Below are 19085 nucleotides of genomic sequence, written 5' to 3'. Positions count from 1 at the left end.
CCCTGCCGGTCTCGTCCGTGATGCCAGATGTCGGTGTCAGTCGGTGATGCTGACCGAGTTGATGACGATGTCCTCGAGGGGCTTGTCGTTGGCGCCCGTCGCGACGGCGCCGATCTTGTCGACCACGTCGCGCGAGGACTGGTCGGCGACCTCACCGAAGATGGTGTGCTTGCCCTGGAGCCAGGTGGTCGGCGCCGTCGTGATGAAGAACTGGGAACCGTTGGTGCCCTTGCCCATCCGCTTGCCGGCGTTGGCCATGGCGAGGATGTAGGGCTTGGTGAAGTCCTTGTCGGGGCTGATCTCGTCGTCGAACGTGAAGCCCGGACCACCGAAGCCCTGACCGATGGGGCAACCGCCCTGGATCATGAAGTTCGGGATGATGCGGTGGAAGATCAGGCCGTCGTAGAACGGGGTGGGGTTGGTGCGACCCGCCTCGTCCTTGTACTCCTTCTCGCCCTTGGCGAGGCCGACGAAGTTCTCCACCGTCTTCGGGGCCTGGTGCTCGAAGAGGTCGACGACGATGTCGCCGTGGTTCGTGTGCAGGGTTGCCTTCATGGGCACAATCCTCGCACGCCCGGGCCGTATGCCGTCCGGTGGCGCCCACGCAGCCCGTGCGGTTCGCGACGGGCGCGGCTCGCCTCGCCCGGGCGGGTAGGAGGGTGCAATGGGAACGTCGGGGGTGGACCCGCCGTTGGCCGAGGAGAAGGATCATCCTCAGCCGAGGACCCGAGGACCCGACGAGCCGCCGGTCACGATCGGCGCAGGACGGAGTGCAGATGTCGTTTCTGGACAAGCTGAAGAAGAAGGCCGAGGAGCTCGACCTCGAGACCAAGGCCAAGCACCTGCAGGAGCAGGCCACCGCGGCCGCCAAGCAGGCGCGAGAGAAGGCCGGCGACTTCGCCGTGGAGAACCGCGAGAAGATCGACGGCTACGTCGACACGGCTGCGGCGAAGATCGACGAGAAGACCGAGGGCAAGTACGCCGACAAGGTCGCCAAGGTCAAGGACCATGTCGGCCACGGCGTCGACAAGGTGGCCGAGGGCCACACGTCCGGGCCGACCACCGCGACCGGCGCCGCTGCTGCAGCTGGGGCGACGGACGTCACCGGTGGAGAGCCCTACCCGGTCGACCCCGGGTCGCCGACAGCCGGATCCACCTCGGCCCCGGCCACGCCGTCCACGCCGGCCACCCCGGTCGACAGCGGGTTCGCCGCCGCGGCGGGAGACGTCCCCGCGCCCACGCGAGAGTCGCTGGAGGACACGACGCTCGAGGACACGGTGCTCGGTCTCGACCACCCGCCGACCGTCTCGGGCCACCAGGGTCACGACCCCCTCACGGGACACGACGCGCCCGGGCCCGAGCAGGCGACTCCGACGGCCGGGGGTCGTCACGGGGAGCCGCCGCACGACACCACGGGCTGAGGCCCGCGCGCACCCGGGGCGGACGGCACGGCATACGCAAGGGGCATGGGCCCAGCGGCACCCAACCGGAAGGGCCGCCCCCGCGGACGCCCCGGCCCGTGCGCTGCGTCACTGAACTTGGCAGGATGGGTAAGGACGAGTGGACCTAGGAGGACGAATGTTCCGAACCAAGCAGTCCCGCACGGAGGCTGCCGTCGACCAGGCGCGTGCCGCTGCAGCAGATCTCAGCTCGGCGGCCGGCGACCGGCTCGGCTCGCTGAAGGACGCCGCCGCCAGCTCGGCGAGCGAGGCTTCCGCAGCTGCGAGGGAGGCCGCCTCAGAGCGTGCCCGTGCAGCCCGCGAGGCTGCGGCACCGGTGCTCCACGACGCGGCCGAGGCCGCCCGTGAGCGCTTCGCCGCCGCCAAGGAGGCGGCCGGACCGACGCTGCACGAGGCCGCAGACCGCGCCAAGCCGCATGTCGAGGCGGCCCAGTCGACCCTCGTCGACACGGTGCTGCCCAAGGTGGGCGCGGCCATCGCCACTGCTGCCGCGGCTCTCGCCGCCGGCGCCGAGCAGGCCCGCGAGGCGGCCCAGCCGCACCTCGAGCAGGCGGCCGCGCAGGCCAGGGAGTCGACCGCCATCGGCGGGCAGCGCGCCCACGACGCGTATGCCGTGCTCAAGGGCGACGCCGTGGCCAAGAAGCGCGGCGGCAAGGGCAAGTGGCTCATCGCCATCGGTCTCACGGCCGCCGCCGTCGCCGCCGTTGCCGCCTTCCGCAAGCAGCAGCAGGCCGACGACCCGTGGGCCACGCCGCTCGACTCGCGCACGGCCGGCACGGCTGGCACCTCCGACGCGGCCACCTTCAAGGACAAGGCCGCCGAGCAGGTGAGCCACGCGAAGGACGCTGTCACGGACGCCGCGACCAAAGCCAAGGAGAAGGGCTCCGAGCTCGCCGACGCCGCCAAGGACAAGGCCGGCGACCTCGCCGCCAAGGGCCAGTCGGTCATGGCCGACGCCAAGGACCGCTCGGGCGAGTCCGTCGACACCTCCGGCGCGCCGGGCCAGGTGACGTCCGTCGACCCGGCCCTCGACTCCGACGCGATCACCTCCGACGCGGTCGAGGGCGGCACGATCAACGGCGCGTCGACCACGGCCTCCTCACGAGGCTCGGCCCGCACCCGCGCCCAGCGGGGAGACGACGCCGGCAGCTGACCCCAGCCGCGGACAGAGAAGGACCCGGGTGCCAGAGGCATCCGGGTCCTTCTCTGCTTGAGCTGGCTCGCACCGACAGGGGGACAGCGCGAGCCAGCACATGCAGAAGGGCTGGGCGCGGTTCGTGCGGGCCCAACCCTTCGCTACTGACGAGTGTAAACGGAACTTGGCCAGTTGCGAAAGAGTCTTGATGAAGTTTGCATCAGATCGGATCGATCCGTGTCGTCCTTCTCGTCCTTCCAGGCACCACGCCCCCGATGGGCCGGCCCCGGAACGGGAGCCGTCGATGGTGCTCCATCGAGCATGACACTCGAGGTGTGGATCCGCCATAGGTAGTTGCCATGGATTCCCTGTGCGGGGCGCGGGCCCGCGAAACGACGCGCAACGTGGCCCGCTCGGTCAGCCGAATTCGCGACAGCGCAGCTGGTGGGATGCTCGACCGGCGTCCTGCGTCGAGGAAGTGCTCGACGCACGGGGGAGGTCGGGAGGATCCTGACGAGATGGCAGAGAGCGCGCAGCCCAGAAGCATGTCCGTCCCACTGACGGCGTTCGCCCTGGGGGCCGTGGTGGCGCTCCTCGTCGGGGTCTTCGGCAAGGTGCACGACCCGACGCTCGCCGGCACCACCACCTTGGGGTTCCGCACCGTCATCTCGATGAAGGTGGTGCTCTCGATCGCGATCGCCGTGCTCGCGGTGCTCCAGGTCCTGGGTGCCCTCTGGATGTACGGCAGGTTCGGCAGCGCGGCCCCGGCCTGGGTCGGCCCCGCCCACCGCATCTGCGGGGCCATCGTCCTCGTGCTCACCGTGGTCGTGGCCTACCACTGCATGTGGGCGCTCGGTCTCGAGTCGGGCACCCTGCGCGACGGCAAGCCGGTGCCGGCTCGCACCGTCGTGCACGGTGTCCTCGGCTGCACCGTCGTGGGGGCCATTGTGGTCAAGCTCGTGGCCGTGCGCTCGAGACGGGCGGCGGGCTGGTTCCTGCCGGTGGCCGGCGGGCTGCTCTTCGGGTCGCTCATGCTGGCGGTGCTGACGTCGGCCGTCTGGTACCTCGCCACGGATTGATCGACGATTACCCTCGACGCGGCGTCGGGGCCAGGCCGCGGCCCCCGGCTCACGCCCCCGCGCGCGGGAGCAGCAGCCGGTACCGGTGCGTCGAGGCGTCGGCGACCATGAGGCGTCCCCCGAACGACTCCGCCGTCGTGACCGCGGCGGCCAGGTGCGCGGGCGCGGTGTCGCGGTGGACGAGGTCGGGCGCGCCGCGCGGGGGGCCGTCGTCCGAGATGACGACCTCGACGTGGGTGCCACGGTCGGCGACCTCGGCACGCACCGTGCCGCTGCCCGAGCCGACACAGTCGTCGAGCAGCGCAGCCACGACAGCGGTGAAGGCGTCCGACGGCACGTCGACGAGGATGCCGCCCGGTGCGGCCAGCTCGACGCGGCGACGGACCCGACGCGAGGCCAGTCGCTGGACGCACCTGGTGTAGTGATCGCCCCACCGATCGCAGAACCACTCCGCAGCCGTCAATCGAAAGAACACTCCGTCAGTTTGTGCACTCGATCTGGGTGAGGCCGCATGTAGAGACACCTCGCCCGTGTTTCGCGGCTCCAAAGAGGCGAGATCCCTAGTAGGTTGCCGGCCGTGGAGGAGGGTCTTTACGAGGCGATCGTCACGGACGCATTGATCCAGCGTCTGCGGAGTGTCCCCGACGACCTAGCTGACCGCCGGCCGCTCAACAAAGCCGAGGCCGCAGATCGAATCGCCATCCACGTCAGTCGTGAGATCGAACGTGCACTATCGGACGTCTCTGACGAGAAGCGCATCGAAGTGGGCGTGAAGGTCGCGCGCGCAATCTTCACCCTTCTCGGCATGCTGTCCTCGACGTCTCGCGAAGAGACGCCTGCAGTCAGCGGCGAGGTCCTGCGCGGCGTCCTGGCCCGCAGGCCAGACGGCAAGCCGGAGCCGGTCGCGAGCCCCTGACGCCGCTGCTCGACACGGCGTTGCTCACCAATGCGCCCGGGGAGCCCAGCCTCTGGAAGCAGATCCAGTCCGAGATCGCCTCTGCGGACTCGATCGACGTCGTCATGGCCTTCGTCCGACGGAGTGGGATCACCCCCTTGCTCGAGGCCCTTCGTCGCCACTGTGAGGCGGGCAAGGAGTTGCGGCTTCTCACGACCACCTACACCGGTTCGACGGAGAGCTCCGCACTCGAACGACTCGTCGACCTGGGTGCACAAGTGCGGGTCTCCTATGACACGACAACGACCCGTCTCCACGCGAAGGCATGGATCTTCCATCGACGCACCGGCTTCTCCACCGCGTTGGTCGGATCGTCCAACCTGACCCACTCTGCCCAGGCCACAGGTCTCGAGTGGAACGTTCGGGTGTCGGCCGCACGGAACCGACCGGTCATCGAGAAGTTCATCGGCACCTTTGACGCGTACTGGTCAAGCGGGGAATTCATCGACTACCACCCGAGCCAGTTCGAAGAGCAGGTCCGGGCAGCTCGTCCCGGGGGCGCGGGGCCAACCGTGATCCTGAGCTCCATCGAGGTCACCCCACGACCCTTCCAGGAGCGACTTCTCGAGCTGCTCGAAGTCGCTCGGCTGCACCACCGTCACCGCAACCTCCTCGTCGCGGCGACTGGCACAGGAAAGACCGTGATGGCGGCGGTGGACTACGCACGCCTACGCCACACGCTGCCGCGCTCGCGGCTGCTGTTCGTGGCTCATCGCGAGGAAATCCTGGATCAGAGTCGCGCGACGTTTCAGCATGCCTGCGAGACGCCTCCTTCGGAGAGAAGTGGGTCGGCGGACATCGTCCACAGGACTTCGAGCACGTATTCGCCTCGATCCAGAGTCTGAACGTCAGCGGGATCGACTCGATCGCCCCGGACCACTTCGACGTCGTCATCGTGGACGAGTTTCACCACGCGGCCGCTACCAGCTATGGGCGGCTCTTGGAGCACTTGCGCCCGGTCGAACTGCTGGGTCTGACTGCCACTCCGGAACGGTCCGACGGCCTGCCCATCCTGCACTGGTTCGGCGATCGCATCGCCGCCGAACTGCGCCTCTGGGATGCCATCGACCAACAGCACTTGGTGCCGTTCCAATACTTCGGAATCCACGATGGACTCGATCTCAGGGACGTCCCTTGGCGTCGCGGAGTCGGCTACGACGCGTCGGCGCTGAGCGACATCTACACAGGGAACGATGTCTGGGCCCGCCAGGTGATCGAGCAGGTTCGTCGCTACGTCGATCCCAGCAGCATGCGCTGCTTCGGCTTCTGTGTGAGCGTCGAGCATGCACGGTTCATGGCGCGGAAGTTTCGGGAGCATGGCATCCCTGCGGTAGCCATCTGGGGTCAGACTGCGGCGGTGGAGCGTGAGAAGGCGCTGCGAGACCTCGCCTCAGGTGCGGTGCGTGCGATCTTCTCGGTAGACCTCTTCAACGAAGGCGTCGACGTGCCCACCGTCGACACCGTCCTCATGCTGCGTCCCACTGAGAGCCCGGTGCTCTTCCTCCAGCAACTGGGCCGCGGGCTGCGCAAGGCGATGCACAAGAGCATCTGCACCGTGCTCGATTTCGTCCAGACCCACCGCAAGGAGTTCCGTTTCGATCGGCGGTACCGAGCACTGCTCAACGTCACACGTCGTGAGCTGGAGTCCGCGATCGTCCAGCAGTTCCCGTACCTCCCCGCAGGGTGCAACATGCAGCTTGATCGGGTTGCCTCGGACATCGTGATCCGAAGTCTCCGAGAGGCGATCCCCTCCCGGTGGCCAGCCAAGGTGGACGAGTTCCGATCGCTACGTCAGCGCGTGCCGAACCTGGGACTCTCGCAGTACCTCGAGGAGACAGGACTCGATCTCGACGACATCTACGGCGGCGGTCGTAGCTGGTCCGAGCTGCTCGAGGCCGGAGGCGGCCACGCCGGGCCGGCCGGACCTCGTGAGGCTGCGCTGCGCCGGGCGATCGGCCGAACCCTTCATGTCGCTGATCCGTTGCGGCTTCAGACGTATCGCTCGCTCGTCGACCAGCCGACGCGCCCGCTGGTCGACTCCATGACGAAGACCGAGCGACGGCTCACGCACATGCTCGTGGCAGCCTTGGCAGACCAGCACGTGTCAGGGAACGCCCCGCTGCAGGCTGCTGTGGACCTGGTGTGGCAGCACCCTCAAGTTCTTTCCGAACTCAAGGAGCTGTACCCGATCCTCGAAGCTCGCTCGGACCACGTGTATGCACCCCTTCGGGGCCTCGACGACGTGCCCCTCGAAGTCCATGCCCAGTACACCCGGACGGAAATCCTGGCCGCCTTCGCTGGGGGCTCGCAGGCAGGACTCCCTCCTTGGCGAGAAGGAGTGCGTCACGTCGCCGAGGCCCGTTGCGACCTGCTCGCTTTCACGCTGGACAAGGCCAACGGCAACTTCTCACCGACGACGCGATACCGCGATTACGCGATCAGTCCGACTCGCATCCATTGGGAGAGCCAGTCAGGCACCCGCGAAAGCAGTCCAACCGGCCAGCGTTACATCCACCACGAGTCGCTTGGTCACTCCATCCTGCTCTTCGCGCGTATGCGTCAGGACGATCGCGCCTTCTGGTTCCTCGGACCAGCGCGATATCGCGGACACACCTCAGAACGCCCGATGGCCGTGACCTGGGAGCTTGACCACCCGTTGTCCGGCGATCTGTTCGCAGCTTTCGCACCTGCAGTGGCCTGATCAGAGGCGGCACTTGGCGGCGTGGCTTCGCGCGGCCCAGGAGGACATGGAAGAGCCCCTCCCCGGTGACCGGAAAAGGGGCTCTGACCTGTGGTGGAGCCAAGGGGACTCGAACCCCTAACCCCCTGCTTGCAAAGCAGGTGCGCTACCAATTGCGCCATGGCCCCTGGACGGGGAGGAGGTCAGCTCGCGGCGCTGGCCTGGCCGTTGGCCGAGGGCGATGCGGGAGCCGGGGTGACCGGTGCCTGCACGTCGTCGGTGGCCTGCGTCCACAGGTCCTGCTCGGCCTGCTGCTGCTTGGCCTTCTTGCGCAGGAGCACGAGGCCGGCGACTGCGCCACCGATGAGGGCGAGACGCTTGAGCATTCGAGATCCTCTCCGAAGTGGCGGTGATGGTGGGCCTAGGAGGACTTGAACCTCCGACCTCTTCCTTATCAGGGAAGCGCTCTAACCGTCTGAGCTATAGGCCCATCGTCACCTTCGCGCGACCGATCCACCCCGTCAGAGGTGATGACCGGACGCGAGGGGAAACGTTACCCGATGCCCCCGCGAACCTACAAAACGGTCGCATCCGCGGGGTGCAGGCGGGGTCAGTCGTCGGTCAGGGTGAGCTGCACGCCGCCGACGAGGGCCGAGCAGATGTTGTAGAGGAACGCCATGACGGTCGCGATGGCGGTCATCAGGATGACGTCGATGACACCGATGACGATCGAGAGCGACACGACGCGACCGAAGCCGACGTAGTCCTTGATCGAGAACGGGTCGGAGGTCGTCGTCTGCAGCGACTGCAGCACGCCCTCGATGTCGGAGAAGACGTTCATCGTCGACAGGATCATCCACAGCACGGCCGTGAGGATGACGCCGGCGATGCCGAGCGCCACCGACAGCAGGAAGCTCATCTTCATGACCGACCAGGGGTCGACGCGCGCGACGGCGAGGCGGACGCGGCGGGGGCCCTTGTGCTTGCGAGGGGCCGCGCCAGCAGCGCCGGCGGGCCGGCCGGGTGCAGCGCCGACCTTCTGGGTCGGGGCCGTACGCGTGGTGACGGCTCCGCGTGAGAGCGAGGTCGTCGAGTCGCTGGGAGCGGCGCCCGACGTGCTGCCGGACGAGCCGGAGCCGGAGCCGGAGCCGGAGGCGTACGCGGTTGCGCCGGAGCCGTAGTAGCCATTGGACGAGCTGCTGCCCGAGTCGGCGGAACCACCGGAGCCGCTCCCAGAGGTGGTGCCCGCACTGCTCGCACTGCCGCCCGAGGTGGCGCCCTTGCCGCTGCCTGAGCCCCGCGACGAACCGGCACCGTAGCCGGCCGCGCCGAACGACCCTTCAGAACTGGTCGTGCTCATGCGTCACCTCCGTTGTCGTCCTCGGACGAACCGCCCTCGCCAGTCGAGGTCTCGTCCGACGGTACGCCATCATCGCTGGGAACCGTAGCGGGCGCTCCCGTGCCGGACGGCTGGTCGACGGGCTCACCGGCCTCGATGTCCTCGACCGCGCTGGCCGACTCGGCGTTGCGGGCCACCGCCACGATCGAGTCACCCTTGTCGGGCGTCGCGAACTTCACGCCCTGCGACGAGCGACCGGTGTGGCGCACCTCGTCGACGCGCGAGCGAACGATCTTGCCCTTCTCCATGACGACCATGACCTCGTCGGTCTCGACCACGGTGAGGGCACCGACGAGGTCGCCGCCCTTCTCCGACAGCTTGGCCACCTTGATGCCGAGGCCACCGCGGCCCTGGAGGCGGTACTCCGACACCGGGGTGCGCTTGGCCAGACCGTTCTCGAAGACGACGAACACGTCGGGGCTCTCGCCCTCCTCGACGACGGACATCGCGAGCAGGTCGTCGCCGTCGCGGAACTTCATGCCGGTGACGCCGGACGTCGACCGGCCCATCGGGCGCAGTGCCTCGTCGGTGGCGGTGAAGCGCACCGACTGGCCCTTGCGCGAGACGAGCAGCAGGTCGTCGCGGTTGGACGCCAGCCCGGCCCCCACGAGCTCGTCACCTTCGCGCAGGTTCACGGCGATGAGGCCGCCCGAGCGGTTCGAGTCGTAGTCGGCGAGGCGGGTCTTCTTGACCAGGCCACGGCGCGTGGCGAGCACGAGGTAGTCGCCGGCCTCGTAGTCCTTGATCGCGAGCACCTGGGCGATCTGCTCGCCGGGCTGGAACGCCAGCAGGTTGGCCACGTGCTGGCCCTTGCTCTCGCGCGAGCCCTCGGGCAGCTCGTACGCCTTGGCGCGGTAGACGCGTCCGAGGTTGGTGAAGAAGAGCAGCCAGTGGTGCGTCGTCGTCGTGAAGAAGTGCTCGACGACGTCCTCGCCACGCAGTGACGTGCCGCGCACGCCCTTGCCGCCGCGCTTCTGCGAGCGGTACTGGTCGACCCGCGTGCGCTTGGCGTAGCCGCCGCGAGTGATCGTGACGACGACGTCCTCCTCGGGGATGAGGTCCTCCATCGACATGTCGCCGTCGAAGGGGATGATCTCGGTGCGCCGGTCGTCGCCGTACTTGTCGACGATGGCCTGCAGCTCCTCGGAGACGATGTCGCGTTGGCGCTGCGGCGAGGCGAGGATCGCGGTGTACTCGTCGATCAGCTCCTGCAGCGCGTCGTGGTCCTGCTGCAGCTTCTCGCGCTCGAGGGCGGCGAGCCGTCTCAGCTGCATGTTGAGGATCGCGTTCGCCTGCGTCTCGTCGATGGCGAGCAGCTCGATGAGGCCCTCGCGGGCGACGTCGACGGTGCGCGACCCGCGGATGAGCGCGATGACCTCGTCGAGCATGTCGAGCGCCTTGAGCAGACCACGCAGGATGTGGATCTCCTGCTCGGCCTTGTTGAGGCGGAACCTCGTGCGCCGGACGATGACCTCGATCTGGTGGTCGACCCAGTGCCGGATGAAGCCGTCGAGAGGCAGCGTGCGGGGCACGTCGTCGACGAGCGCCAGCATGTTTGCGCCGAACGTCGTCTGCAGCTGCGTGTGCTTGTAGAGGTTGTTGAGCACGACCTTGGCGACGGCGTCGCGCTTGAGCACGACGACGATGCGCAGACCGGTGCGGCCTGACGTCTCGTCGCGGATGTCGGAGATGCCCGCGATCTTGCCGTCCTTGACGAGGTCGGCGATCTTCAGCGCGAGCATGTCGGGGTTGACCTGGTAGGGCAGCTCGGTGACGACGAGGCACTGCCGGTTCTGGATCTCCTCGACGTTGACGACCGCCCGCATGATGATCGACCCACGGCCCGTGCGGTAGGCGTCCTCGATGCCGCGGTGGCCCATGATGAGCGCGCCGGTCGGGAAGTCGGGCCCCTTGATGATGCCGAGCAGCGCCTCGAGCAGCTCCTCGCGACCGATCTCCGGGTGGTCGAGGTAGTACTGCGCACCCGCGGCGACCTCACGGAGGTTGTGCGCCGGGATCTGCGTGGCCATGCCGACGGCGATGCCGGCCGAGCCGTTGACCAGCAGGTTGGGGAAGCGGCTCGGCAGGACCGACGGCTGCATCGTCTTGCCGTCGTAGTTCGGCACGAAGTCGACGGTGTCCTGGTCGATGTCCCGCACCATCTCCATGGCGATCGGGGCCATCCGGCACTCGGTGTAACGGGGGGCGGCCGCGCCGTCGTTGCCGCGCGAGCCGAAGTTGCCCTGGCCCTGGACGAGCGGGTAGCGCAGCGACCAGTCCTGCACGAGGCGCACGAGGGCGTCGTAGATCGCCGAGTCACCGTGCGGGTGGTAGTGACCCATGACGTCGCCGACGACGCGGGCGCACTTGTTGAACCCGCGGTCGGGACGGTAGCCGCCGTCGTACATCGCGTAGACGATGCGGCGGTGCACGGGCTTGAGGCCGTCACGCACGTCGGGCAGCGCGCGGGACACGATGACGGACATCGCGTACTCGATGTAGCTGCGCTGCATCTCGGTGTTGAGGTCGATCGGCTCGACCCGATCGTGCTCGCCGGGCTCACGCGCGATGACCGCGCGTGCGTCGACGTTCTCCTCGGAAGGCTCGGTGACGTCGTCCCCGTTGGTGGGAGGCAGGTCGTCGCTCACGTCAGATCCCTTTGTCTCTCAGTCAGATTGGTGCAGCAGAGGACGTATGCCGGGGGGCGACGTTTCACGTGGAACGTGCCGGACGGCATACGGCGGAGGTCAGATGTCGAGGAACTTCACGTCGTGCGCGTTCTTCTGGATGAACGAGCGGCGCGACTCGACGTCCTCGCCCATGAGGACGGCGAAGACCTCGTCGGCCTTGGCGGCGTCGTCGAGGGTGACCTGGAGCAGCGTGCGCGTGGACTGGTCCATCGTCGTCTCGCCGAGCTCCTGGTAGTTCATCTCGCCGAGGCCCTTGTAGCGCTGGATCGGGTTGTCCTTCGGCAGGCGCCAGCCCTTGTCCTCGCCGATCTTGCGCAGGCCGTCGCGCTCCTTGTCGGAGTAGGCGAACTGGTGGTCGGCGTTGCTCCAGCGCAGGCGGAAGAGCGGCGGCTGCGCGAGGTAGACGTAGCCGGCCTCGATGAGCGGGCGCATGAACCGGAACAGCAGCGTCAGCAGCAGGGTGCGGATGTGCATCCCGTCGACGTCGGCATCGGCCATCAGCACGATCTTGTGGTAGCGCGCCTTGTCGATGTCGAAGTCCTCGCCGATGCCTGTGCCGAACGCGGAGATGAGCGCCTGGACCTCGTTGTTGGCGAGGATCTTGTCGATGCGCGCCTTCTCGACGTTGAGGATCTTGCCGCGGATCGGGAGGATTGCCTGGGTGTGCGGGTTGCGGGCCTGCGTGGCCGAGCCGCCGGCGCTGTCGCCCTCGACGATGAAGACCTCGGAGATGCTGGGGTCCTTGCTCTGGCAGTCCTTGAGCTTGCCCGGCAGGCCACCCGACTCGAGCAGGCCCTTGCGGCGGGTGGCCTCGCGCGCCTTGCGCGCGGCCATGCGGGCGGCGGCGGCCTGCACCGACTTGCGCACGATGTCCTTGCCCTCGTTGGGGTGGGCGCCGAGCCAGTGGCCGAACTCGTCGGTCATGGCGCGCTGGACGAAGCCCTTCACCTCGGAGTTGCCGAGCTTGGTCTTGGTCTGGCCCTCGAACTGCGGCTCGCCGAGCTTGACCGAGATGACGGCGGTCAGGCCCTCGCGGATGTCGTCGCCCGTGAGGTTCTCGTCCTTCTCCTTGAGGAGGTTCTGGCGGCGCGCGAAGTCGTTGATGAGCTTGGTCATCGCCGCACGAAAGCCCTCCTCGTGCGTGCCGCCCTCGTGGGTGTTGATCGCGTTGGCGTAGGTGTGGACCGACTCGCTGTAGGCGTTGGTCCACTGCATGGCGAGCTCGAGGCTGAGCGAGCGGGCCTCGTCCTCGGCCTCGATCGAGATGACCTCGGGGTGCACGGGCTCGCTGCGCTTGCTGCCGTTGATGTGGTTGACGTAGTCGACGAGGCCGTTGTCGTAGCGGTAGCTGACCCGCTTCGCAGTGACCTTCTTCTTCTCGGCGCCGTCAGAGCCGGCGCCACTGGCCGTGGGCGCGTCGTCGTCGGCCTCGTCGACGACCTCGATGTTCTCGTCGAGGTCGTCGAGGTCGACGTCACCCTGGTTGACCGTCTGCTCGACGCGCTCGTCGAGCAGGTTGATCGTCAGGCCCTTGTTGAGGAAGGCCATCTGCTGCATGCGGGCCCGGATCGTCTCGAAGTCGTAGTCGACCGTCTCGAAGATGTCGTCGTTGGCCCAGAAGGTGATCGTCGTGCCGGTCTCGTCGGTGGCCTCCATCTGCTCCAGCGGCCCGTCGGGCACGCCGTCGGTGAAGCTCATCCGGAAGACGTGGCCCTTCTGGCGCACGGCCGCCTTGAGGCGGTGCGAGAGGGCGTTGACGACCGAGCTGCCGACGCCGTGCAGGCCGCCGGATACCTTGTAGCCGCCGCCACCGAACTTGCCGCCGGCGTGCAGCTGCGTCAGCACGAGCTCGACGGCGCTGATCTTCTCGACCGGGTGGATGTCGGTGGGGATGCCACGGCCGTTGTCCTTGACCCGCACGCCGCCGTCGGCGAGCAGGGTCACGTCGATGGTGTCGGCGTAGCCGGCGAGCGACTCGTCCACCGCGTTGTCGACGATCTCGTAGACGAGGTGGTGCAGGCCGCGCGGGCCGGTCGAGCCGATGTACATGCCGGGGCGCTTGCGCACGGCCTCGAGACCCTCGAGGACGGTGATCGCGCTGGCGTCGTAGTCGACGCCGTTGGGCCGGACGTCCGCGGGGGGCGCCGACGCAGGAGCTGGAGCCGGTGTCGAGCCGTTGGTCGAGTCGGGGACCGAGTCAGGGATCGAGTCGCTGGGACTCGGGGTGGTGCTGGTGGTGGTCGGCTCGTCGGCGTCGGACACGTCTCTCCTCTGGTGACCCTTGGTGGTCAGACCTCATGCGGGCGGCCCGACGTGACGTCGAGCCGCAACCTCATCATTCTAACGGTCCGGAGAGGTGAACCGTGCCGTCAGACGCGCGGAACGGCCATTTTCCGGCCCGAACACCCCGTCATCCGAGGGGGGAGTCACCCCCCGACCCCCCAGCGCGCCTGTGACGCCTTCTCACGAGTCGCAGCGCTCCCAGCGATCGCGCTGGACCCACGGGTCCATTCTCCCGCTCCCACGTCCCTCGGTCACGCCCTGTCCACAGGCCCGCGACCCGCGTTTCGACCGGCTTCTCGACCTGCTTTACGACCCGGTATGCCGGGAGGCCGGGTCCCGGCGGAACCCGACCTCCCGGCATACGCAAAGGGGTGACGCGACACCCATCGACAGGTGCCTCAGAGGATGCCGCGGGCCTGGAAGGCTGCGCGCACCGTGGCCGCGTCGGTCGCGCCGTAGAGCGCCGACGCCGTGTCGACGGTCTTCTGGGCGGCGGCCGCCCACGTCGTCGTGGGGGAGTAGCCGAACTGCGCCTCGAGGATGATCCGGGTCGCCTTGTCCCGCCCGAGGCCCTTGTTCATGTCCCAGAGGGCGTGGCTCCAGATCTCGCCGTCGTCGTGCACCTCGCCGGTGCGGTTCGCGACGGTCTTCGCGGTGTCGAGCCGCCGGATGCAGTGCGGCGCGGTCGAGGTGTAGCTCGTCGAGTCCCAGTCCATGACGCAAGCCCACGGGGTCGTCGCAGTGTCGGCCGAGTTCGCCTGCGACATGGTGGCGGCCAGGTAGTCGCCGAAGCCCTCGCCGATGGCGCCACCGTCGTTGCTGGCGCCGAACCCGGGCACCTGGTCGTCCTGGACCGCGTGGCCGTACTCGTGCCACACGACCTCCTGGTCCTCGCCGTCGTCGACGCCGCCGGTGCCGATGGTGATGGTGTCCTGGCTGGGGGTGTACCAGGAGTTGTCCTGCGTCGTCGCGTTGACGTTGAGGTCCTGGGCCTCGTTGTTGACGTTCGTGAAGCCGAGCGACTGGATGTAGGTCTGCAGGCGGTCGACCGCGTAGTAGCTGTTGACCTGCTCGAACCGGCTGTCACTGCGCGTGTAGAGGAACGAGTTGGCCGACGAGAAGGCAGCCGGGTTCTTGCCCTTGGTGCTGTTGATGACCTTCGCGTACGCGCCGCGCAGGTAGCCCGAGCCGTCGAGGTTGGCGAGCGTCACCGTCTTGTAGGCGGCGGCCGGCACCGCGGAGTCGGCGTTGCTCGCGTCCTTGAGGGACTCGTTCTGCAGCGCGACAACGGGGTTGGGGTCGAAGACCTTGCCCGAGCCGTCGGCGAGGCGGCGCTCGTCGGTGACCTTGCCGACCTTGCCGCTGTGGGCGTCGACGAGGACCTTCTTGTCCTGGTCGGTGGTCACCTCGTAGGCGAGCGTGGCTGCGGCTCCGGCGGCGCCGGGCACCACCACGAGACGGCTCGACCGGGCGTTGCCGTGGGCCTTGGCCGCTGCGGCCGCGTTGCCTCGGGCCAGGCCGGGCGTCACCGACGCGAGGCCGGTCACCGCCTTGCGCCCGTCATCGACCGACGACGTCGCGCCCGTCGAGTGCACGGAGTAGAAGCCGCCGAGAACCGGCACGCCGCGGTAGGTCTGGGCGTAGAACGAGTGCGATCCCAGCAGGCTCCGGCGCACCTGGACGAGGGTGAGGTCCGAGGGAACGCCGGCTGAGGCGACCGCGGGCAGCGGAGCCGCGACGGAGCCGGAGCCGGCGGTGCAGAGCAGCGCGCCTGCTGCGGCGATGACCGCAACGGGGGCGACGAAGGGGGCGAGGAGGGGGGAACGACGCATGTCGACCTTTCAGGGAGGGAGCTCGAGGAGGACCTCGAACCGGGCGGTGGCGACGACACAGGCAACCACCGCGAAGGCGCTGCGACCGGCAAGGATTCGTAAAGAGTTGGCCCGCTTTCGGCAGGCGAGGCTTCCTGTCGAAATCTTTCGCGTCCTCGGACAACCTGCCCTGCCTCGCGGGTGTTCTGATGTGTGCCGGCATCCGCCGAGCGACACGGACAGGGGAGACGACGGATGGACGACGCCGAACGCCGGGCTGATTTCACGGCCTACGTGCGCGCCCGCGAGCAGGCACTCGCCCGGCTCGCCTACCTGCTGACCGGCGACCGTGAGCACGCGGACGACCTGCTGCAGAACGCGCTGGCGAAGGTCTACCGCAACTGGGAGCGGATCCGCGCCGTCGAGCTGCCCGACGCGTACGTGCGCCGGGTGATGGTCAACGAGAACAACTCGCGCTGGCGCCGGATGCTGCGGCGCCACGAGTCACCGAGCAGCCACGTCATCGAGGTGCTCGACCCGCCCACCCCGGCCGGGCTCGACGCCTCCGAGTCGATCGACCTGTGGCGCCACGTGCAGGGGCTGCCCACCCAGCAGCGCGCGGCCATCGTGCTGCGCTACTACGAGGACCTCACCGAGGCCCAGACCGCCGACGTCCTGGGGTGCTCCGTCGGCACTGTCAAGAGCCACACGAGCCGCGCGATCTCCGCGCTGCGCAGCAGGATGAGCGAGGCCACCGCATGAGCCACTTCGACCCTGAGCTCAAGCACGCACTCGACCGCCAGAGCGAGGGCGTACGCGTTGTCGCCGACCTCGCGGAACGCGCCATCTCCCGCGACCGTTCCAACCGACGCCGCGAGCTCAGAGCCGCTATGCTCGGGGCGGGGCTCGTGCTCGCAGTCGCGCTGCCCGTCGCCGTCGCGTCGCTGCACCGGGACCAGACCACCACGATCCTTACCGGCCCGACGCAGCCCACCGCGAGCCGCGCGACCGGGTCGCCGGCCCCGACCTCCACGCCCCCGGCCACGCCCGCGACTCCGACCAGCATTCCCACCCTCCGACCGACGGGCGCGCCCGGTGCCGCGTCGCTGCAGCCCGCCAATGGCTCGGTCACGGGCACGACCGACGTCGGGTACCTCGTCGACGGCACCTACCACCAGGGAGGCACGACCATGCGCCTCCCCGACGACCTCCGCGTGACCGACTACGTCGCCCGTCTCGGCGAGGGCCTCCTCGTGAGCGGGCCGGACGGCCACACGATCGTCCACGCCGACGGGACCAAGGGCGCCGCGATCGCCGCATCGCAGCAGCGCCCCCGGGTCGGCGACGACGGCGCGCACGTGCTCGCCAACGACGCCGGCGGCAACCTGCTCTACGCCGACAGTGCCGGCAGGACGATCGCCACCTTGGAGCCACGCTCGACGAGCGACGCCGGCTACACGCCGGCCGGTCTGGTCGGCACCACGGCCTACGCGTCTCGCCCCGGAACGGGGAGCTCGGTCGCCTGGGACGTCGAGACCGGAGCCGTGCGGTCGCTCGAGGGGGAGCTGGCCTTCGTCAACGCGCCCTCGGGACTGGGCCTGTCGTTTGTGGGGGGTGACACCGCTGGCAACGGTTCGAAGAGCTGCCAGATGCTCCTCGACCTCGCCTCGGGACGCGAGATCTGGCGTCTGTGCGGGCCGCTGCAGATGCTCGGCTTCTCGGACGACGGTCAGTACGTCCTCGCCACCGGGCACGTCGACGGTCTCAAACCCTGGCTCTTCGAGAGCCTCGCGGTGATCCGCGCGTCAGACGCTGCCATCGTCCTGCAGGGAGGCGGTCTCGCGGCGGACGCGAAGGACGACGTCAAGGGCGTGCGGATGACGGCCGACCACCAGCTCACCGTCCAGGTCTGGAACGGCTCCCGACGCGATCTTCAGCGCTGTGGGCTGGACGGCAGGTGCGAGGTGGTCGGCGCGGCTCGTCCGCTGCCGCACCGCGACGTGCCAGAGGAGACCGGCCCCTACGTGCTGTCGGACAACTGAAGGTCCGACTCAGTCCTCTCTGAGGGTGCGTTCGAAGAGCGAGTGGATCGCCTCGGGCAGGTGGGGCTCCTGGATCGTGACGTTGCAGCCGGCCTCGTCGCAGACGACGGAGTAGATGTACGCGTCGGGGTGGGTGCGCTCGGTCGAGGCGGCGATGCGCTGGAGGGTCGGTGCCGCCAGCAGGTGCTGCCAGTCCTTGGCGTCGCGCTCGGGCAGCTCGCCGAGGGCAACCTGCCGTTCGCGCACCTGACCTGCGAACCCACCGGTGCGGCGCAGCAGCACCTGGGCCTGGGGACTGGGGGTGCTGCCGTGGCCACGGTCCGGTGCCGGCGTCGGGGTCGAGCGGTCGGCCCCTCCAGCACCGCCGTCGCCCGCCTTGTCACCCGCGGGTCCGTGGGTGCTATCCGAGGCAGCAGCCAGCACACCGACCTGCTCCCACGCCGAGCGAACGGCCGTCTGCTCAGCCGAGCCGTCACCGTGGGCAGTGCCAGCGGCGGCCACGGTGAGGGCGGCGAAGGTCGCGAAGTCGCAGTCGGCCTTGATGCCGTCACCCGACACGACCGCATACCAGACCGAACCCGCGGCCTCCCACGCGTTGCCCCCGATCGCGAGGGCCGCGAGGACGAACGCCCGGTTGGGGATGCCGGAGTTGATGTGCACGCCGCCGTTGTCCTGGTCGGTGTCGACGAAGTCGTCCATGTGGGCCGGTTGCGGGTCCTTGCCCAGGCGGGGGTCGTCGTAGGCCGTGCCCGGGTTGCGCATGTCGCGCAGCGCCCTGCCCTTGACCGACGGTTTCAGCAGGTCGGCGCCGACGAGCCAGTCCGCCTGCTCGGCGCTCTGGCCGAGCAGGTGCTGCTTGACCAGCACGCCGAAGACGTCGGAGATCGACTCGTTGAGCGCACCCGACTGACCTTGGTAGAGCAGCCCCGCCGTGTGCTCGGTGACGCCATGGGCCAACTCGTGCCCGATGACGTCGACGCTCTTGGTGAAGCGCTCGAAGATGACGCCGTCGCCGTCGCCGAACACCATCTGCGAGCCGTCCCAGAAGGCGTTGTCGTAGTTGCGCCCGTAGTGGACGGTCGCGTTCAGCGGCATGCCCTTGCCGTCGAGGGAGTCGCGGGCGTATGCCGTCGACCACAGTTCCCAGGTGGCGCCGAGACCGTCGTAGGCCTCGTTGACCGCCACATCGCCGGAAGCCGGCTCGCCCTCCGCGCGCATCTTGGTGCCGGGTGTGGTCTGGGTGCCCTTGGCATCTGAGATCGTGCGGTGCGGGCCGGTGCCGTGGGCCTCGGGCCCGTCGGTGACGTCCTTGCGGCGGGGCGCCCGCCGACCGGTGGGTCGAGCGGTGGGGGTGCGACGCGTCGACCGCAGGTGCTCGTCGTGCCGCAGCGCCTCACGGGCGTGCGCGGCCACCGCCGGCTCGTCACTCGCCGCCAGCGCCTCGAGGATGTAGGGCGGGACAATCGTGCAGTGCGGCGTCTGGGTCATGACCACAGTCTGCGACGGATCACTGACAGCCGCCTGTCGGCGCGCGCCGGCACCTCCGGCGCG

General features: G+C 68.9%; 15 protein-coding genes, 2 tRNA genes and 1 pseudogene. 8 read left to right on the top strand and 10 right to left on the bottom strand.

Features of this window, described 5'->3' with window-relative positions:
• Positions 1-36: 36 nt before the first annotated feature.
• Positions 37-555 (bottom strand): peptidylprolyl isomerase, encoded by a 519-nt coding sequence (locus AC1DE0_RS06955; RefSeq protein WP_478098565.1) that lies wholly within the window; start codon positions 553-555, stop codon positions 37-39.
• 221 nt (positions 556-776) lie between these two features.
• Between AC1DE0_RS06955 and AC1DE0_RS06950 the strand changes: the two genes are divergently transcribed.
• The 3 genes from AC1DE0_RS06950 (at position 777) to AC1DE0_RS06940 (ending at position 3674) form a co-directional block, all read left to right on the top strand.
• The gene (locus tag AC1DE0_RS06950; protein WP_478098563.1) at positions 777-1421 is read left to right on the top strand and encodes an antitoxin; all 645 of its coding nucleotides are present in this window, start codon (positions 777-779) and stop codon (positions 1419-1421) included.
• 157 nt (positions 1422-1578) lie between these two features.
• Positions 1579-2613, top strand: coding sequence for a hypothetical protein (locus AC1DE0_RS06945; protein ID WP_478098561.1), 1035 nt, complete (start codon positions 1579-1581; stop codon positions 2611-2613).
• A gap of 527 nt (positions 2614-3140) precedes the next feature.
• The gene (locus AC1DE0_RS06940; RefSeq protein WP_478098560.1) at positions 3141-3674 is read left to right on the top strand and encodes a DUF6529 family protein; all 534 of its coding nucleotides are present in this window, start codon (positions 3141-3143) and stop codon (positions 3672-3674) included.
• A gap of 49 nt (positions 3675-3723) precedes the next feature.
• On the opposite strand, the gene AC1DE0_RS06935 is transcribed toward AC1DE0_RS06940, so the two are convergent.
• Positions 3724-4149: a hypothetical protein gene (locus tag AC1DE0_RS06935; protein ID WP_478098558.1), complete on the bottom strand. Its 426-nt coding sequence runs from the start codon at positions 4147-4149 to the stop codon at positions 3724-3726.
• A 102-nt stretch (positions 4150-4251) separates the two neighbouring features.
• Between AC1DE0_RS06935 and AC1DE0_RS06930 the strand changes: the two genes are divergently transcribed.
• The 3 genes and pseudogenes from AC1DE0_RS06930 to AC1DE0_RS06920 all read left to right on the top strand — a co-directional run bounded on the left by AC1DE0_RS06930 (position 4252) and on the right by AC1DE0_RS06920 (position 7330).
• Positions 4252-4590 carry a hypothetical protein gene (locus AC1DE0_RS06930; RefSeq protein WP_478098556.1) on the top strand — a complete coding sequence of 113 codons (339 nt, stop codon included), beginning with the start codon at positions 4252-4254 and terminating at the stop codon, positions 4588-4590.
• 104 nt (positions 4591-4694) lie between these two features.
• Positions 4695-6350 (top strand): annotated as a pseudogene (locus AC1DE0_RS06925) (DEAD/DEAH box helicase); the annotation flags it as partial.
• A 320-nt stretch (positions 6351-6670) separates the two neighbouring features.
• Positions 6671-7330: a DUF3427 domain-containing protein gene (locus tag AC1DE0_RS06920; protein WP_478099559.1), complete on the top strand. Its 660-nt coding sequence runs from the start codon at positions 6671-6673 to the stop codon at positions 7328-7330.
• Between the two features lie 91 nt (positions 7331-7421).
• On the opposite strand, the gene AC1DE0_RS06915 is transcribed toward AC1DE0_RS06920, so the two are convergent.
• The 7 genes from AC1DE0_RS06915 to AC1DE0_RS06885 form a co-directional block, all read right to left on the bottom strand.
• A tRNA-Ala gene (locus AC1DE0_RS06915) sits at positions 7422-7497 on the bottom strand.
• A gap of 15 nt (positions 7498-7512) precedes the next feature.
• Positions 7513-7695, bottom strand: a complete 183-nt coding sequence (locus tag AC1DE0_RS06910) for a DLW-39 family protein (RefSeq protein WP_478098555.1) — start codon at positions 7693-7695, stop codon at positions 7513-7515.
• Positions 7696-7722: 27 nt separating this feature from the next.
• Positions 7723-7799: transfer RNA gene (locus AC1DE0_RS06905), tRNA-Ile, on the bottom strand.
• Positions 7800-7919: 120 nt separating this feature from the next.
• Positions 7920-8669 (bottom strand): DUF3566 domain-containing protein, encoded by a 750-nt coding sequence (locus AC1DE0_RS06900; protein WP_478098553.1) that lies wholly within the window; start codon positions 8667-8669, stop codon positions 7920-7922.
• Positions 8666-11356: a DNA gyrase subunit A gene (gene gyrA, locus AC1DE0_RS06895; RefSeq protein WP_478098551.1), complete on the bottom strand. Its 2691-nt coding sequence runs from the start codon at positions 11354-11356 to the stop codon at positions 8666-8668. The genes AC1DE0_RS06900 and gyrA overlap by 4 nt, the downstream gene beginning before the upstream one ends.
• 99 nt (positions 11357-11455) lie before the next feature.
• Positions 11456-13492 (bottom strand): DNA topoisomerase (ATP-hydrolyzing) subunit B, encoded by a 2037-nt coding sequence (gene gyrB, locus AC1DE0_RS06890; RefSeq protein WP_478099558.1) that lies wholly within the window; start codon positions 13490-13492, stop codon positions 11456-11458.
• Between the two features lie 587 nt (positions 13493-14079).
• Positions 14080-15513, bottom strand: coding sequence for a M4 family metallopeptidase (locus AC1DE0_RS06885; RefSeq protein ID WP_478098549.1), 1434 nt, complete (start codon positions 15511-15513; stop codon positions 14080-14082).
• Positions 15514-15747: 234 nt separating this feature from the next.
• Here AC1DE0_RS06885 and AC1DE0_RS06880 point away from each other — a divergent pair, with 234 nt between their 5' ends.
• Positions 15748-16254, top strand: a complete 507-nt coding sequence (locus tag AC1DE0_RS06880; RefSeq protein WP_478098547.1) for a SigE family RNA polymerase sigma factor — start codon at positions 15748-15750, stop codon at positions 16252-16254.
• Complete coding sequence (locus tag AC1DE0_RS06875; RefSeq protein ID WP_478098545.1) at positions 16251-17534, top strand: hypothetical protein; 1284 nt, start codon at positions 16251-16253, stop codon at positions 17532-17534. The genes AC1DE0_RS06880 and AC1DE0_RS06875 overlap by 4 nt, the downstream gene beginning before the upstream one ends.
• A 9-nt stretch (positions 17535-17543) precedes the next feature.
• Here AC1DE0_RS06875 and AC1DE0_RS06870 read toward each other — a convergent pair whose 3' ends face one another.
• On the bottom strand, positions 17544-19022 hold the full coding sequence (locus AC1DE0_RS06870) for a protealysin inhibitor emfourin (protein WP_478098544.1): 1479 nt from the start codon (positions 19020-19022) through the stop codon (positions 17544-17546).
• Between the last annotated feature and the right edge of the window lie 63 nt (positions 19023-19085).

This window comes from Terrabacter sp. 05T424 (assembly GCF_056396225.1).
The sequence above is the reverse complement of the archived record's forward strand: the minus strand, read 5'-3'. Positions and strand labels throughout refer to the sequence as shown.

Excerpts from the sequence above, each read along its gene's own strand:
- AC1DE0_RS06955 (WP_478098565.1), bottom strand. The coding sequence starts at position 555 with ATGAAGGCAACCCTGCACACGAACCACGGCGACATCGTCGTCGACCTC.
- AC1DE0_RS06950 (WP_478098563.1), top strand. The coding sequence starts at position 777 with ATGTCGTTTCTGGACAAGCTGAAGAAGAAGGCCGAGGAGCTCGACCTC.
- AC1DE0_RS06945 (WP_478098561.1), top strand. The coding sequence starts at position 1,579 with ATGTTCCGAACCAAGCAGTCCCGCACGGAGGCTGCCGTCGACCAGGCG.
- AC1DE0_RS06940 (WP_478098560.1), top strand. The coding sequence starts at position 3,141 with ATGTCCGTCCCACTGACGGCGTTCGCCCTGGGGGCCGTGGTGGCGCTC.
- AC1DE0_RS06920 (WP_478099559.1), top strand. The coding sequence starts at position 6,671 with ATGACGAAGACCGAGCGACGGCTCACGCACATGCTCGTGGCAGCCTTG.
- AC1DE0_RS06910 (WP_478098555.1), bottom strand. The coding sequence starts at position 7,695 with ATGCTCAAGCGTCTCGCCCTCATCGGTGGCGCAGTCGCCGGCCTCGTG.
- AC1DE0_RS06900 (WP_478098553.1), bottom strand. The coding sequence starts at position 8,669 with ATGAGCACGACCAGTTCTGAAGGGTCGTTCGGCGCGGCCGGCTACGGT.
- AC1DE0_RS06885 (WP_478098549.1), bottom strand. The coding sequence starts at position 15,513 with ATGCGTCGTTCCCCCCTCCTCGCCCCCTTCGTCGCCCCCGTTGCGGTC.
- AC1DE0_RS06880 (WP_478098547.1), top strand. The coding sequence starts at position 15,748 with ATGGACGACGCCGAACGCCGGGCTGATTTCACGGCCTACGTGCGCGCC.
- AC1DE0_RS06875 (WP_478098545.1), top strand. The coding sequence starts at position 16,251 with ATGAGCCACTTCGACCCTGAGCTCAAGCACGCACTCGACCGCCAGAGC.
- AC1DE0_RS06870 (WP_478098544.1), bottom strand. The coding sequence starts at position 19,022 with ATGACCCAGACGCCGCACTGCACGATTGTCCCGCCCTACATCCTCGAG.